Source organism: Endozoicomonas ascidiicola (assembly GCF_001646945.1).
GTDB lineage: Bacteria > Pseudomonadota > Gammaproteobacteria > Pseudomonadales > Endozoicomonadaceae > Endozoicomonas > Endozoicomonas ascidiicola.
Genome location: NZ_LUTV01000011.1, coordinates 43760 through 60126, shown reverse-complemented (window position 1 = coordinate 60126; position 16367 = coordinate 43760). Strand labels below are relative to the sequence as shown.

The 16367-nt window shown below is 45.5% G+C and carries 5 protein-coding genes; 4 read left to right on the top strand and 1 reads right to left on the bottom strand.

All coding sequences use genetic code 11. The annotated features are described in order from the left end of the window. Nucleotides 1-105: 105 nt before the first annotated feature. From AKL11_RS23190 to AKL11_RS23175, 4 genes are all read left to right on the top strand, one after another. Entirely contained in the window at nt 106-9711 is a 9606-nt protein-coding gene (locus AKL11_RS23190) for a hypothetical protein (RefSeq protein WP_067522505.1), read from the top strand. Nucleotides 9712-9919: 208 nt separating this feature from the next. After that, nucleotides 9920-12103 carry a malate synthase G gene (locus AKL11_RS23185; protein ID WP_067522502.1) on the top strand — a complete coding sequence of 728 codons (2184 nt, stop codon included), beginning with the start codon at nt 9920-9922 and terminating at the stop codon, nt 12101-12103. 245 nt (nt 12104-12348) lie between these two features. Then, entirely contained in the window at nt 12349-13416 is a 1068-nt protein-coding gene (locus AKL11_RS23180) for an HlyD family secretion protein (RefSeq protein WP_067522500.1), read from the top strand. Beyond that, nucleotides 13406-14890, top strand: coding sequence for a DHA2 family efflux MFS transporter permease subunit (locus AKL11_RS23175; RefSeq protein ID WP_067522497.1), 1485 nt, complete (start codon nt 13406-13408; stop codon nt 14888-14890). Before AKL11_RS23180 ends, AKL11_RS23175 begins: the two co-directional genes overlap by 11 nt. A 3-nt stretch (nt 14891-14893) precedes the next feature. On the opposite strand, the gene purB is transcribed toward AKL11_RS23175, so the two are convergent. Then, entirely contained in the window at nt 14894-16273 is a 1380-nt protein-coding gene (gene purB, locus AKL11_RS23170) for an adenylosuccinate lyase (RefSeq protein WP_067522495.1), read from the bottom strand. Between the last annotated feature and the right edge of the window lie 94 nt (nt 16274-16367).

Here is a 16367-nt window from a genome sequence, read left to right as displayed (position 1 = left end):
CGCTAACTTCTATTCTGGTTTCCTATTCCTACTACTGTTTAGCTATTGCGTAACTTGACTGAATCAGGTAAGCGAGAAGCCTGTAACAGGTAGAGAGAAATCATTATGCTAACAACATCTGCAGCTGGACTAAATCCTGTACTTTCATCATCGATCAGCCTTCAACAGGAGCAGTCCGGTAAGGCAAAAAGACTGGGAGCGTCACGGAGAAACGTTAAATTAAGCAAGCACTGCCAGTTAATTCATGGGTTACGAGCCCGAAAATGCACTCGTGCATCAGCTCATAAGGTTGAGAAACGCTATCATAGCGCGACCGATAGAATCAGCAACACATTAACTGTCGTTAATAATGGTAACTTATCAAGTAACAACAAGGCTTTGAAAAAGTGCAGTGCAGCCATCAAAAAAATAGATGCAGCACTGTTTGATAGAAAAACAAAGCTTATGGAGGGGCATCGACATAAACCCTGCCGGACTCGTAAAGGTCGCGCGTATAACAAAAGTGATAAATCCCAAAAATGCACACTGGTTGCACTCAGCAGGCAGTTAAAGCGCTGCAATGGTGTTGTGCCGGAGAACACACGAACAAGGTCAGTAAGATCGGCTAACAGTTCTACCGCCGAAAAAAATAATGAACTTGCAACGGTTCACCAGTTGCAGCAACAATCCGCACAAGCCCAGCGGAAAATAACCCGACAGTTGCCTGACGCCAGTACCGATACATCGAATGTCAGCGGAAAAAAAACGACCAGTCCATTTTGTAAAGATCTTAAGAACTTTCAGATTCCTCAGCGTTTTCAGATTGAGAATGCACAACCTTCTACAAGCCCTGTTACTGATAAGCTTAGATCTTTGCAGAGCTATCTGAAAGCCATTGATTTAGCGACTGATAGTAGAAAAGGGTTTTTAGCGAGCCTGACTCAGGCGAACGCAGACAGTGCAGGCATATTGAGCGACCTTATCAAGGTGGGGCAGGCTCTGGAACAACGAATAGCTGTACATAGTCGCATGCTCTCCAGCCGGTCCTATTCAAGACCTTGTAAAACCAGCAATGGACAACGGGAAACACTTGCGGATTCGCAATCTCATATGATCGCTCTGATCAATGCTTATGAATTGGGCTGCTCGCAGTTAGGAATTTCTCCTGAGGTAGCTTCAGTCACTAACGAAGATTTGCCTTCAAGTGAAGGCGAGGAGATCGTTGCTTTATTACCCAACTTGAAGAGTGTAGATAGAAGCTTGAATCAGGTCTCTATGATGCAGCGAAATATTGATCGGACTACCCAGATTGTTAATGAAGCTCATCTACACGCAAATCTAACCACATCAGCAACACCATCGCATAATGTGATGATGATAGTAGCAGAACGCCAAGCTATTGATGATTTGTTAAATAGCGTAGTGAATCAACGCTGGGCTGTTCAAGTAGATAACTATATAAAAAACAACAGGGATATAATTACCAATGTTTCTGAAAATGAGATTAATGATTTGCTTAATACGCTTCCGATAATAAAAGCTTATCTTAAACTCTCGACTTTAAGAGTATTAATAGGAAATTACAAAAAAGGTCTGGCGAGTATAAACGAGGATAATGCTTCAGCCGGGTATCAGCAGTTGCTTGAATATATTAACAATAGCGTATCAAGTCTTGCCCCTTTGGAAACATCAGGGGGTAGAAAAAAACGAAGTATTGAAGACGATCAGCAGCAACTAGAAAGTACAATCGAAGCATCTATGGATAAATTGCTTCAACAGCCTTATTCCAATGGTTTTTCAGATTATTGCAGAGGCTATCAAGATTATTTAACGCATTTTTTAAATAAGCTTCGAGGTAATAATGATGATTCTGAACATCAATGGGATGTCGATGATCAGGCTCTGAGTGAAGCAATAGAAGCGAAAAAATTTAATATACAGACTCAAAATAACCTTCTTTCAAATACAAAAGAGTGCTTTTCACGTAATGACTATTATCAAGCTGGTCAAAAATCCTGTGTATCCAGCATGATGTTAATGGTTTCATATATGGCATCAAACCCTATAAAAGCACTACAGAAATTTCAGAAGGAATCAATGGAAAGTGAGTTTCAATTGACCAGCATGCTTGATGATAGCTTTAGTGTGGTTACGGAAATTAATTCCATCGATGCGTCTAATCTATATAATCTTGTTATAATGGGGAATCCATTTTATTTTTCTGAGCTAAAGAAAGATGCTGATGGGAATTGTTTTGCTACCGCTTTGCTTCAAGCAATCGCTGGAAACCTAAATTATTACAAAAATGTATTCTCTGCTATTGAAATAGGTAGTTTTCAAACGCAGCCAATTTTATCGACTGCAAATATTCTTCAGTTGATTTCTCGGTTAGGAATAATGGAACACAACATGATGCTTGAAAGTACTGATACGGAAGGTCGGATTTTATTATCTAATAGTATATCAAGGGTTCAAAACCTTTTAGTAAAAGAGGGTTTTGATATTCAGAGCTATTTCTTAAAGAAATTGCAAGAAGATATCTACGAAATACATTCTGATATTTCAGATTTACCTTCAGTTAATATTAATACTTCTGATATGAGCACCTCTGGGTTTGGGCGACACATGCTCAAGGAATACAAAATAGCAAAACGTATAGCGCTTGAATCAGGGCGCAGTATCAGTCAATTAACGTTTATGATTCATTTAGACTATGGAGATGCTGGGCACGAAACTATCGGCTCTGTCACAGAAAATGCCGATGGTAGTGTAACTTTGTGTTTTGAAGATTCAAACTCAGGGATTACTTCGCTGACAGGAGATAGTTTGGAATTTCTGCTAACACATGCACATTTGTTTGATGTGCATGTAGGTGATAGACTAGATAAATTAGAGACAGGTGATTTAGAAAATCCTCACCCTCAGGAATTCAATATTATACAGCTGACTCCTGAGATAATATCAAGGATTAGTCGTTTACAGATACTCCCATCCAACCCTCTTTCTTTAGCTGATATAGCCAGAGCGCCTTTCGATACAGTGCCTGTTCTTGAGCAGAAACGAAGACTCGAAAATTACAGGCAGCTATTTAGTAAACTAAAAGATAATAGAATCTATAATGCATTTACTAATATCGCAAAAAAGAAACAGGTTCCTAATCCGGAGAAAGTCTCTTCCAGTGATCCTCTGGATTATCAAGTTCGTGAAATATTGACTGCAATAAATGAATGTGAGACCACGGGCGCTTTGCCTGATAAATCAGTTATTATGTTGGTAAAGAATGTTATTAATGAGTTTTCACGCGTATTTAATGTCATCGAAAAGCTGGCTGACCAGCAGTTCATTAACGGGTTTGATGCTCAGTTTCTGGAAAGTGTTACAGAACTTTCAGTGTCAATGATGGACTTGCCTGAAAACAAGATTGGATCATCCCGTTTTTCTAGTTTAATAAAAACCTTTAAAAAGCAAGTAAAGAAGTTCAAAAGTCGACTTGACACCAATCATGAAAAGCTTTCTGTTTCCGACTCGGCATCAACAGGAAGTAAGAAAGCACTCAGTGCCGATGAACAACTTCAGATGCAGAAGAATCTCCTAGGTGTTCTTGCGGAAAAAAAATCTTTACCCTCTTGGCTTTCAGGCTTTAAAAAACAGTCTTCGGCAACAAGCAGTGATCAAACACAATTACAGGCCGAACAGGCTCTGATGAATGAGCTTCGTAATTTTGGTTCATTATTCTTCTCTCTGACCGGGCATCTCCCGGCTGGCGTCAGTAGTTCTGAAGGTATTACCTTAACGGATGAAGCTAAAATAATCGCCAGATACGGGATAAAAAAGGTTTTGGATATGAGTTCGGAATCTTTGTTGTTGAGTCCGGAGGTTAATCCGATATTTGCCGGGATCATGAATGATCCGGTCATTAAACCACTGTTGGTCCGGATGAATGATTACTTCGCTACTAAACCCTCCTCCAGCACTTCATCCACCACAGAAATTGTACTGGGTTCATTGGGAGGAGCCGGGCTTCTTGGTGCTGCAGTGACAGGTATCTATAAATCGGTAAGTAGTCGTATATCCAGTGCGGGTGATTCAGGCGCGGGCAGAGGCGTTCTGGTTGATGAAGAAGTGACTGATGAAGAGGTGAATGCCGTCCTTGAAGAATTGGGAATTGATCCTGTAAATCCTGAGCCAGTTTCCCAGCCTGAGGCCAACCCGCAGTCTGAAGATATTGAAATGCCTGATTTTCCAGATGTACCGAACCACCCACTTATTCCAAACACAGAGGCAGAAGAGGTTGAGGACTCTGAAGCTGGTGGTCAGAAGGTGAAAATTCGTTGTAAGAAAAGCATTGATGGAGGTTGTTCCAGAAGACCTGAAGACGAAGAAGGTACTAATACTGAAACAGAAAACGCGGCTGATGAAGCTGATTTTGTTGATCCAGAAGTTATTTTCGAAGACCTTCCCGGCATAGAAACCGTTGCTGCCTCTGCAGGTTTCAGGGCAGCAAGGTCTGAACTGAAGATACTGAAAAATCTCCGTTGGACCGGAACGTCGAGAGTGTTTCCTGCGACATCACCAATAGCAAGGCTGTTGCCAAGCACCAGAATAAACTGGATAAACCCCGGGTACAGTTCTGCCAGCCTGATCAGGGCTCTCCAGTTCTTTCCTAAAGTAGCTGTGAGGTTACTGGGGGCATGCTCGAATGCTGCTTTGCCAATTACCTATGGCGTCACCATCGGCCTCCAGTTTGCTCAGGACATTGGTAAGTGGATGGAGCAAGAGACTTATGAGCAGGGGCTGACTACGGTGGATGACATAATGAGTTATCTTTCCCTCTTCTTTCCTGCTGCCATGGCCTGGCAAAAAATTGCTCCCGAGCTCGCCCTGGAACGACTCCATGAAATAAAAGATCGATTTGTACCCTGGATGGCAGTGCCGGCGTCTCCTCTACCCGGGTTACAAGCGTTTGAGGCGTTGCACGATATTGCTTCCGATCCGACGCTGGGAGTTGGGCACGCACGTTTTGATTTTCCAGATGGCACAGTGCTGTATCGAGCCTCTTATAAAAAAATAGATATGCCCGTATCTACCGACTCAGAGCAGGAAGCATTTGACCAACTGTTGCAGGGTGAAACGACAAAGGGACGAGTGGATTTTTATGTCATCACCAAGAATGCGGAGGGGCAATCACAAGAGGTATTGGCTTCCGGGACATATTTTGGGATTACCTCTTCAGTGTTAGATACTTTAAACACCAAGCATAAAAAAATGGCACTGGCTTTCCGGGCGATCAATACGATCAATCAGAAATATATATTCGAAACACTGGATCGTCAGGAAGAGCTAAGGAAAATCAACAATAAACGCTACCCATGGCAGGGGTTAAGCCCTCAGCAGAAATTTCGTAAAAGAATGCAGGAACGAGCGAAACTTAACAGGGAGTTTCCAGGTTTGAAGGCAGCCAAGGAGGCCGAAAGCCGTGCCAAGGTTGAGCCTATTTATTCAGCACTGGAGCAGCCCATCACCTCATTTGTCTTTGAGGCAAAACGTCAGGAAGCAGCAACACATGAATTCTTTAAAACAACAGCCTTGTATGCAGCACATAATGGCACTTTGAATTGGCAGGAAGCACGAAATCAGTTCAGTGGTTTCATGTTAAAAGAGGGCGATGAAGGGTATCGTGATGAGGTGACATCAATCTACGAGTTTCTTGACCCTGAATATCGAAAACGGGTTAAGCCTGCCTATATAGGGTTGGAACGTGAAAACCTGCCAGTAGAAGGTACTGAAAAAGCTCAGGCTCAGCAGCAGAATCTTCGTGTTTACACAACAAATACAGGTAAGGTATTAGTCGATATTCTTCACTTGTATCCGGATGTTGAGTTTAAAAGCAGTGAGTCATCCCCGGCAGTCAACCTTTATGAAGCGACCGATGAAGAGGCTAGTTCAGCTCCGTCGATACATGCTTTTGAATCTTCCGTTGTAACAGTTCCAGATATTCTCGGTACTTGTCGACATGCCCGTCATGACGCAGCTGATAAAAATATAGAAAGCTTTCACAGTACCTATGATGATGTTGTGCCAACGTTGACTTTTGAGCAAATTCAAACTACCCGCACGGCTGAAAATCAGGACTTTCTCGACAGTCAGACATTTACTTATTATGAAGTATCGGGCTCGAATGAACATGTGCTGATTCTACGCCAGATATCTGTTGGCGCACTTCTGTCATCACTTAATGGTGACATTGATCACCCTCATACTCCAAGGGCCTGGCGACACTATTCTTCTGAGATGCGAAAACACGTTTATCGGCTAGCACTTCAACAGATTACTGGAGAGAGTCGACTCATTCCGATTATGGATTCTGGCAACAGAACGCCGATGACGCCAACAGAACGCCCGGTTATTGGGCCAGATGGCCAGATAGTGAAACAAGGCGCTTTTCTCAGTTCATCTGAGCATCAGTTTCAGGCCATTGATACCTGTGATGATGCCCCCTGTATTGTCGGCATCGATGCTATGCTTCCGTGGCATAATTCGGAGACTACTATCAGTTTGCAGAAGGTCGTTAATCATGAGACAGGAGAAACTGAAACATACTCATCTAACTCACCTGAATTACAGATAATTCCAAACAGGCGGAAAATCATTTTTTCAGACGCTTATCTGAAGCAGATGAGTCGGTACAGCTCTAGTGCGCATACGTATTACATGCTTTACTTTTATCCAGTGGATGAAGACGGCGAAGTAATTAGTGCTGGATACAGATATTTGGCTCGCTTGAATCATGATTTTTTCCAGCGAAAGCAAGTGCTGCACCTTCGGGAACCGGTCGATCCAAGCAAAGGTGTATTCAAAATCTTGAAGCGATTATTTACTGCTGATGGGCATGATCGGGGGGGGGTAATAACCACAATACCTGCGGAACACATTAGCCAACCACCGGGCAGTGTCCGAGTCCATGGTCAACTGCCGCCAGGGCGTTATGTTATTCAGGCAAACCGTGGGCATGCGAAGCAAACTTTTGTTATCACACCAATCAGCTCAGCTGTAACTGAAAATGTTCAGGAATGCTTGACTTCAAATCACCTGGTATCACTAGAAACTGTCAAAGAGCGCCTTGATAGTTCTATTTCTGTCGCCAGCCGTTATGGTGAATACTGGAAAGTGATCCTGGGGCAGTTACTGGATGTTACTGGTAGTGAAGATGATGAAGGCAGCATTGGGCCAGACGACCTGACCCAGGGCGATGCTGAGAATTATCAGATATTAGTAACTCAATACCAGCTAAACCATGGGCAATATCAGCCTTGCAGAGAAGTTGGATTGGCTGAAGAAAGTCAGCATGGTCTGGATAAATTGGTTCGATTAATCATGCTCTGTGAACAATCTTCAAAACTATTGAAAAAGGAGGATTTGATCCACCTGCTTAAAAATTCTCTTGCTCTTCCACGGTCTGTCTTTGAAGCGTTTGTAACAAGCCAACTGTCCATTCAAGCCATTGTGGATGAGGGTGGAGTGGCAAACACGACATTAACACCAGAAAGGCAAACCATGCCTGGTAGACGTTTATTAAGTGTGGGGGATGAATTTGACAGAAACTCTGCAATGCGGCTTGGTTCCCCCTTTAACCATATGGCGTATCTATGTGCTAAAGCTGCTGAAATACCCCGTAAAATGATATTGGGTGGAACTGTGCTGATCAAAATGGGCGGGCAACTGTGGAATCAGTATGCTGACAGTACCCAGCATCAGGCAGGCCAGCCAAACAGATCTGATATCAGTAAAGTTACAATAGAAACCAGTGTTCTTGGCAGCTGTAATAAAGATATGGCGGCTTGCAAGCCAGGGCAAGTCGCAGTTTCCTTTCGAAGCAATGATGAAAAAGCCTGCCAATTAATCAGCGGGAATCAGAAAGCACCCTGTGAGGGTATCAGCAGACCAGCTCGTCACGAACTGACCCAGGAGAAACCAAATAGAAGAGGGCTTAAACGAAAAATAGCGTTGAACTCGGTTCACGAATTGGGCGGCAGAGCCCTGGACCGTTGGAATAAAGATACTGCAGTAATGGGACAGGGTGATTTACATCCGTTAACCATGCCCGGTACAAAAGCTCAGTCGTGGAATCAGGTATTGGCATTGTATGAAAAAAATCATGGTAAACTGCCTGATGGTTTTGGAGTAAACCTTGGAAAAGATGGAAAATACTATTCCACTTATGATGCCAATTCTATGGTATGCAACCATAGTAGCAAGCAATGCACTATTTCATCACCTCTTGAAAACACTTCCTGGAGTGAACATCTAGCTGGAAAATTAAGCAATTGGTTTTATCAAAATAATCAGGGGCAGCAGGATAGTCAGTCTTGGGCATCAGCAAAAACTCGTAAAACGATCAATAGTGTTGTGAATGCTTCGCTTTTTGATGAAAAGGCTCGCATCGCTAATAGTTTTAATACGCTTGGCAATGCTATCTATGGACAAATGGAACTGGCCAACATCTTCCTGCATTGGAAAAATAATCGAACTATGGTTCCCAGCTATAAAGCAGATGCAGGGCGAATGATTGATTCATCCAGTGATGAATCAATCATAAATGAGAGCCACCAAGTTAATATTGATTTTCTGCAAAGTGCCTATGAGCTCATTCCTGATTTATTGCAGGATGTAGTCGATTTCTTGAAGAGCCATACGGACGATACCACAGTATCCAAATTCTGGACTGATGCAGATAAGCTGAACATTATTCTTTTGACACACTACGACTTATCAAGTCATTTTAAATATTTGCTGGATACGCTTCCTCAACCGTTTATCGAAAGCTATCTTCAGGATGTTTACCATTCTCAAATTGGACCAGAACATGAAAGATATGCAAATGTCTTCGATCTGACGGACGATTCAGGTGTATGCCTGAAGGGAAGCGATGTACATGCTGCCGGTGCAATTCATAAGCAGCATTTTTTTACAGCGATTGAAGGTGAAATGCAGCCAGAGAATGAATTGGGGATTCATTTCATAAGAAGTATGTTGAATGTACTGGCGGTCAATGCGCTCAAATTTATTAGTAAGCAGCACGATGGGCACATGATCTCGCGTTGTCTGCTGATTAAGCAGAAAAAAAGCTCGTGGCAATCCATCAAGGATTTGCGGCCATTCAAACCAGATCCTCTAACTTCGGAAAGGGTTCGTAAGCATTGTTATCAGGAGTTATTAAGTGAGCTGCGTCAGCACGGGCGGTACTCCTCAAATAATGAGAATAGTTACTCTGAAAATGTAAAAAAAGCACGACTGACTTCCACAGCGACAATAAAAAATGACAAAGCTCTCAAAGAGAACCACTACATTCGATTTATTATCGATATGAACAGCAGTCTTGAGAATTGCCAGATCTCAACGTTGGATAAGCGAATGTTTGCATTGTTTGTATGGGAGTCAATGCAGGAATTTCCAACGGAAAGCGTTTCTGGACGTGTTGCTTCTAACCATGAAATGAAGAGGCAAATGAGTATATGTCAACAGGTGTATCAACGTGTTATCGATACGCAACCTGATGATATGAAGTATCCTGAACTGGATCAGGATTTAGAGCAGGAGATTGCCAGCGATGTTGCTGTTCTCAGCTTTTTTGGCTTACAAAACAGGCAGGGGAAAGCAGATGATATTGCAGAGGAAGTTGATCTTCAGTGGAAAAGACAATTGACAGAGTACTATCAGCAAATGACATCATAATTTCGTAAGAGCGGGCTACTTCTACTTAACGCGCTCTTATTCATATTGAAAATACCCGTCATAACCCCTGCTGATTGGCATTATCCACCTATTTCTATACTATCGTGCCGAATATACCCTGCATTTGGACTAGCTATAAGCTTGGCTATCCTCTGAGGGTTTCATGTTCCTAATTCAACAATAACGACAATCAGGAAGTGAGGCACAGATGACTGAACGTATCCAGAAGGGTGGCCTGCAGATTGCCAAAACCCTACACGATTTACTGGTCAATGATATTGCGCCAGGTACTGGCATTGAGCCAGATCGCTTCTGGCAGTCCCTGGAATCGCTGGTCATCGAATTGGCTCCGGAAAACAAGGCATTGCTTGCCCGTCGTGATCAATTGCAAGAGCAGATCGACGGCTGGCATCGTAAAAACACCTTCAATGCTGAAACCAAAGCGACGTATAAATCCTTTTTGCAAGACATTGGTTACCTACTGCCAGACGGCGGTGATTTCACCATTGCGACGGAAAACGTGGACAGTGAAATCGCTCTTCAAGCGGGCCCTCAGTTGGTTGTGCCGGTTATGAATGCCCGTTTTGCTCTAAACGCTGCTAATGCGCGCTGGGGCAGTTTGTACGACGCTTTATACGGTACCGATGCCATCTCCGAAGATGGTGGTGCTGAGAAAGGAAAAGGGTATAACCCGATCCGTGGTCAGAAGGTCATCGAATTTGGTCGTCAGTTGTTGGATGATGCGGCCCCTCTGGTTTCCGGTAGCCATGCTGATGCCGTTCGTTATCAGGTGCTGGAAAACAACCTGGCGATTTCTTTGCAAGACGGTTCTGTTACCTCTTTGCAAGACACTGAAAAGTTCGTGGGTTTTTCCGGTGCAGCCAGCAAGCCTGATGCCGTTCTCCTTAAAAACAATGGTTTACACATTGAAATTCAGGTCGATGCTGAAGGTGTTATTGGTAAGAGTGATGCCGCCAACGTTCAGGATTTGCTGGTTGAAGCGGCCATCACCACTATTATGGACTGCGAAGATTCGGTTGCTGCGATAGACGCAGAAGATAAAACACTGGTTTATCGCAACTGGCTCGGTTTGATGAAAGGTGACTTGCAAGACACGTTCGTCAAAGGCGGTGAATCGTTAACCCGGCAGCTTAATGAAGATCGGGTTTATACGGCAGCGGACGGTGGTGAACTGACATTACCGGGCAGAAGTCTGATGTTTGTTCGCAATGTCGGACACTTGATGACCAACGATGCCATTCTGGACGCTAAGGGCAATGAGATTCCTGAAGGCATTATGGATGGCATGTTTACCTCACTGATCGCCATGCACGATCTGCAGAAAAGCGGTGGGCGTCGCAACTCCCGTGAAGGCAGCGTCTATATCGTAAAACCAAAGATGCACGGTCCGGAAGAAGTGGCGTTTACCTGCAAGCTGTTTGATCGCATCGAAATTGCTTTGGATATGCCGGCTAACACCTTGAAAGTTGGCATTATGGATGAGGAGCGCAGAACCTCCATTAACCTGAAAGAATGTATCCGCATTGCCAAAGATCGCATTGTCTTTATCAATACCGGCTTCCTTGATCGTACTGGCGATGAGATTCATACCAGCATGGAAGCCGGCGCGGTGATTCCAAAAGGTGAGATGAAGCAATCCACCTGGATTCAGGCGTATGAAGATCAAAACGTCGATGTCGGTTTAAGAGCAGGGCTACCGGGCAAAGCGCAAATTGGTAAAGGCATGTGGGCCATGCCCGATGAAATGGCCAAGATGATGGAGCAAAAGATTGCTCATCCTCTGTCCGGTGCCAACACCGCCTGGGTTCCGTCGCCTAATGGTGCAACATTGCATGCCGTGCATTATCACCGTGTGAATGTTCAAACGGTTCAGGATGAATTGTTCAGCCGTAAGAAAGCCAGTGTTGATGATATTCTGGAGATTCCGGTACTGTCGGATACCAGTCACCTGACGCCAGAGCTGATCCAGAAAGAGTTGGATAACAATGCCCAGGGCATTCTGGGTTATGTGGTTCGCTGGATTGATCAGGGTGTTGGCTGCTCTAAGGTACCGGACATCAACAACGTGGGTTTGATGGAAGATCGGGCAACGCTGCGTATCTCCAGTCAGCACATTGCTAACTGGCTTCGTCATAAGGTGTGCACAGAAGAGCAGGTGTTGGAAACTATGCAGCGTATGGCTGTGGTGGTTGATCAGCAGAATGCCGGTGATAGTGCCTATCAACCGATGGCGCCAGACTTCGATCAAAGTGTTGCTTTTACGGCGGCTCTGGAATTGGTGCTGCAAGGTTGTGAGCAGCCTAATGGTTACACCGAGCCGGTTCTCCATAAGCGCAGAAAAGAGTTTAAAGCGCAGCAAACCTCCAAGTAAAAACCTGTCACATGTCGTAAAAGAGTGCTGTTTTCAGCACTCTTCCTTCCACGTACTTATCGAGAGTTTTGCGACAACCTCATAGCATGGGAACCAGATCTTTTACGAAAACCTCTTATCATAAGCAGACGACCACTGTTTTTTAGTCGACCACAGTCACGACCTGAACTACGCTTTCTGGATCCTTCAATTGTTTAGTTGATTGCCTTCAAACCTCCCCGTTCATTGTCCTGTCTGGTTGTTAAATGGAAAACACGTCTTCCCACTCCGTTAAGAACTGGGTAATCAGTTTGTTACTGGTTATCGCTCTGGGTATTGCAGCCTGGTTTTACCTCGAACATCAGCGAAAATATCCGGGCACCGATAATGCTTACGTTCACGGCAATATCATTTATGTTTCTCCCCAGGTGGGCGGCATGGTCAGCACAGTTAATGCTGGCAATTATGATTATGTACATGAAGGGGAATTGTTGGTTCAAATCGATCCTGCCCCTTATGAGGCGCAACTGAAAAAAGCCCGCGCAGCCTATGAGGTGGCAGCAGAGCAGAATCTGGCGACTAGCAAGGCGATTAATGCGGCCAGTGCTGATGTCGTTACTGCTGGTGCCAACCTTCGAAAAGTCCAGATAAACTTCAAACGCACCATGACGCTGGTAGCTTCAGGAGTACTTCCCAAGCAAGATGGTGACAATGCCAAAGCGGCATTAACGACGGCGCGGGAAACGGTCACCAGTGCCAAAGCACATATGGAACAGTTGGTTGCCGAGCAGGGAACCGTCGGTAAAGATGCGCCGGCCGTGCAAGTCGCGGCGGCAGATTTAATGACCGCCACCTTGAACCTTTCCTATACCAATATTGCCGCCGCCGTGGATGGCAAGGTGGGGTTGATCAATGTGCATCCGGGCAGTGTGGTTAGCATGGGGCAGGCCATGTTTCCCTTGGTGGAAGCCGGAAGTTTCTGGGTGCAGGCCAATTATAAAGAAGACGACCTTGCTCGTATTAAACCCGGTATGTCGGCCAGTGTGACATTGGATATGTACCCGGATAGTCCAATGAAAGGTGTCGTCGAATCAATTTCTCCAGCCAGTGGCAGTGCGTTTTCGTTATTGCCACCAGAGAATGCGACGGGGAACTGGGTCAAAATCACTCAGCGCTTTCCGGTGAGCATTCGGTTGGATGCTGATGATGACAAACCGCTCAGAGTCGGAGCAAGTGCTGCAGTGGTTGTCGATACGGTGGCTGTCGATACTGTTGTTACTGAAGCGTCGGCAAAAAAAAGGGCTGGCAGTGCAGTGGTGAACCATGGTCAATAATGTCACCAGAGCCGCGGTGACCATTACGATTATTACATCGTCGTTAATGGTGCTGATCGACATGACCGTCGCCAATGTCGCTTTGCCGGATATGATGGGAGCGCTGGGAGCCACTTCCGAACAGATTACCTGGGTGCTTACCAGCTTTGCCATGGCAGAAGCGATTTGTATTCCTCTGGCCGCTTTTTTGACCCGCCGGCTGGGTGAGCGACATCTTTTACTCTATTCCATTTTGGGCTTTATTCTGTTTTCCGCCCTGTGCGGTCAGGCCGACTCGTTAATGGAAATGATTGTATTCAGGATTTTGCAGGGGTTGTTTGCGGCGCCTGTCATTCCTTTGAGTCAATCGGTTTTGATACAGGTGTATCCCAAAGAGGAGCAGGGCAAGGCCATGGCGATTTTTGCCATTGGTGTGATGGTTGGGCCGGTACTGGGGCCCGCCATTGGCGGTGTTCTGACGGAGCATCTCAATTGGCGCTGGGTATTTTACATCAACCTTCCTGTTGGTGCGCTGTGCGTATTGCTGATTTTAAGAAATATCAGGATTAGCAATCAGGGAGAAGCCCCAATGGACTGGCTGTTGATTACGACCATGGCGCTGGGTATTGGTTTGTTGCAGATGGTGCTGTCCCAGGGGAATGAGAAAAACTGGTTCAGTTCGAACTTTATTCTTTTTTCCTCCATCACCAGCGTGTTGATGATTGCTGCATTTATCATTCGATCTTGCAAAACCCGGGGAGATATTGCACCAGCCTGGATGCTGATGAATCGCAATCTGGGTATTTCCTGTTTGGTGGTTAGCTTGTTTGCTGTGGGGACATTTGGTGTTTTGCAGCTTCAGCCCATGCTGCTTCAGCAATTGTACAATTACCCCGTTCAGACTGCAGGTTTTATGATGGCGCCCCGAGGCATAGCGTCAGCCATTGTGCTGATGATGGCGGCACCGTTAATGGATAAGGTGGATACGCGCTGGTTAGTACTGCTTGGTTTGGCTCTGAACGCGGTCGGTGTTTGGCATATGAGCCAGTACCCTCTGGAAGTGGATGAATTCTGGCTTATTTTACCGTCAGTGATTCAAGGGGCAGGGATGGGGTTGGTGTTTGCACCGCTGTCAAAACTGGCTTTTGCCACGCTGCCTGCAGATTGGGTGCCTGGTGGCACTGCCATGTTCAACCTTTGCAGAACCATTGGTTCTTCCATCGGCATCGCTATCATCAATACTTACTTCAGCTATGTTCAGCAGGAAGAGTGGCACAGTTTGGGAGGAAGTCTGACCGCAGATAATCCGATTTTACAGAATTATGCTAAATGGTCAGGTATGGAAGTCACCAGCACGGTGTTTTTGGAAAAGATGGCTGCCATGTTGCATCAGCAATCCACCATGCTGGCGTTTGTTTATTGCTTCACCGTGATGGTGGCAATTTATATTGTATTGATAGCACTGATTCCGCTGTTTAAGCGGAAGGTTTCATGATGTTCAGTGGCTTTCAATGGCCAGCGCCTGTTCAGACGCGTTACCGATATAGGAAGCCGGTGTCATTGCTTTTAATTCAGCTTTAACGCTGCCTGGCAATTCCAGTCCTTCGATGAAGGTGGCGAGGGTAGCTTTGGTAATGCCATCTTGGCCACGGGTGAGTGCCTTGAGTTTTTCGTAAGGCTGATCAATGCCGTAGCGACGCATTACGGTTTGAATGGGTTCTGCCAGAACTTCCCAGGCTTTGTCGAGATCATCGTTTAATCGGGCAGGGGAGGCCTCCAGCTTGCCAACGCCTTTCAGCGTCGCTGCGTAGGCAATCAAACTCTGACCAAGACCGACGCCCATGTTTCTCAACACGGTAGAATCCGTTAGATCACGCTGCCAGCGGGAAACCGGAAGCTTGGCTGCCAGATGTTGCATGATGGCATTGGCTATACCCAGGTTGCCTTCGGAGTTTTCGAAATCGATTGGATTGACTTTGTGCGGCATGGTTGAGGAGCCCACTTCACCAGCAACCGTTCTCTGCTTGAAATAGCCGAGAGAAATGTAACCCCACACGTCACGATCAAAGTCGATCAGAATGGTATTGAAACGACAGATGCCGTCATACAGTTCGGCGATGTAATCGTGAGGCTCAATCTGTGTCGTGTAAGGGTTGAACTCAAGACCAAGACTGGTGACAAACTGTTCGGCATGATCTGCCCAGTTCACTTCCGGATAAGCTGACAGGTGTGCATTGTAGTTACCAACGGCGCCGTTGATTTTACCCATTGGGGTAACGCTTTCAATTTGGCGAATCTGACGCTTCAGACGATAAGCGACATTGGCCATCTCTTTGCCAAGGGTGGTTGGTGAAGCAGTCTGACCGTGGGTGCGTGACAGCATTGGTTGGTCAGCATGGGTCTTTGCCAGACTTTCGATGGCGGCAATAATCTTGCGCATCTCTGGCAACACCACGTCTTCCATGCCGGTTTTCAGCATCAAACCGTGGGAGAGGTTATTGATGTCTTCGGAAGTACAGGCAAAGTGAACAAATTCACTGATGGCAGACAGTTCTGCATTGCCCTGAAAACGCTCTTTAATCAGGTACTCTACGGCTTTAACATCGTGGTTGGTGGTGCGCTCGATTTCCTTGATACGAGAAGCTTCGGTCATGGAAAAATCGGTGACCAAGGCATCCAGTAATTGATTGGCTTCTGCCGACAGGGCAGGGACTTCCTGAATATCAGCATGCTCCGCCAGGGATTGTAACCAGCGAACCTCAACTGCCACCCGAAAGCGAATCAGCCCGTATTCGCTAAAAATGGTTCTCAGAGATTGCGTCTTATCACCGTAACGTCCATCGATGGGAGACACTGCGGTCAGTGCATTCAGCTCCATGTTCTTGCCTTATGCCGGAGGAAAAGAAAGAGCGCATGATACCTGAAATGGCGTGGTAATCGTAGGTGGGAGCAGAAGAAATCGGGTTGTTTTT

Excerpts from the sequence above, each read along its gene's own strand:
- AKL11_RS23190 (WP_067522505.1), top strand. The coding sequence starts at position 106 with ATGCTAACAACATCTGCAGCTGGACTAAATCCTGTACTTTCATCATCG.
- AKL11_RS23185 (WP_067522502.1), top strand. The coding sequence starts at position 9,920 with ATGACTGAACGTATCCAGAAGGGTGGCCTGCAGATTGCCAAAACCCTA.
- AKL11_RS23180 (WP_067522500.1), top strand. The coding sequence starts at position 12,349 with ATGGAAAACACGTCTTCCCACTCCGTTAAGAACTGGGTAATCAGTTTG.
- AKL11_RS23175 (WP_067522497.1), top strand. The coding sequence starts at position 13,406 with ATGGTCAATAATGTCACCAGAGCCGCGGTGACCATTACGATTATTACA.
- purB (WP_067522495.1), bottom strand. The coding sequence starts at position 16,273 with ATGGAGCTGAATGCACTGACCGCAGTGTCTCCCATCGATGGACGTTAC.